Source organism: Bradyrhizobium sp. sGM-13 (assembly GCF_018398875.1).
In the GTDB taxonomy this organism is placed as follows: Bacteria; Pseudomonadota; Alphaproteobacteria; order Rhizobiales; family Xanthobacteraceae; genus Bradyrhizobium.
Window position 1 is genome coordinate 1 of record NZ_JAGWDK010000146.1, and the last position, 1025, is coordinate 1025.

Consider the following 1025-nt stretch of genomic DNA (forward strand, 5'->3'; position numbering starts at 1 on the left):
GACCTGGTCGATTATGTCCTTCTGGTCGTCAAGAAAATCGGAAATCGCCTGCAGCTCGACACCCGATGTGCTTTATGGCAGGTGGGCATCCACGGCGCTTGTCGATATCGGTTCTCCAACAACGGCGGCGGGAAACGTCCACGCCCCGGTGGGGCGCACGGCGCGCCAATAGTTTGTCAGCACCTCCAGCAACCTGGCCGACAGCATGACATAGCGGTCTTTCTGTCCCTTGCCCTGCTCGACGCGAAGCACCATGTGCTGGCGATCGATAGCTTCAGGCTTCAGACGGGTCGCCTCAGAAATACGCAGGCCGGCGGCATTGCACGTCGTCAGGATCGCCTGGTGTTTGAAGCTCTCGATGCAGCCAAGGAAGTGCAGCACCTCCTCGGGGCTGAGAATGATGGCCAATGTCTTTGACGCCTTGGGACACGGAATGATCTGGGCGAGATCCCAATCGAGGCGGAGCGTGACGCGGTAGAGAAATCGAAGCGCTGCGACGGTGACGTGCACCGAGCGCGGCGCCAGCTTCTTCTCGTTCGTCAAATAGACCTGATATCCTCCGGGCTGAGCAAAGCCGGCGATTTAGCGAAATGCCGAGCGAACTGCGAAACCTGCAGCAAATAGGAATCCTGCGTGTGTTGCGACAGGTTGCAGACCTGCATGTCTTCCACCATGCGTAACCGTAGCGAGGTCATAGCGAACTCCTTGGCAAGAGGGACGCTGCGCGCGGGCAGCAACGCCATCTTGCCAGGGGCAAGCTCCTCTGAAATGGTATCGATTACGTCGCTCTGTGCCCGTGGTGCCGGAGTCAGGGACGCTGGCTGGCTTTAAGGGGGTACGCCGCACTCAACGCGGATACTCTCCCGCGGAGCGGGTTCGTCCAAAATAGATTATCCGCAATAATCATATCGAGTGTGAGATTGTTGAACGCGCGGTACTTGAACAGCCGCCTCGGAATGCTTTGCTTTTTGGCCATTGCGTCCCCTTGAGCGGCTATCTGGGTCCAGAGTTCTGAACCACCCGAA

Annotated in this window: 2 pseudogenes; both read right to left on the bottom strand. The window is 58.2% G+C overall.

From position 1 onward, the window contains the following. Positions 1-56: 56 nt before the first annotated feature. Positions 57-695 (bottom strand): annotated as a pseudogene (locus KJQ96_RS38505) (tyrosine-type recombinase/integrase); the annotation flags it as partial. Positions 696-808: 113 nt separating this feature from the next. Further along, positions 809-1025: pseudogene (locus KJQ96_RS38510) on the bottom strand (hypothetical protein); the annotation flags it as partial.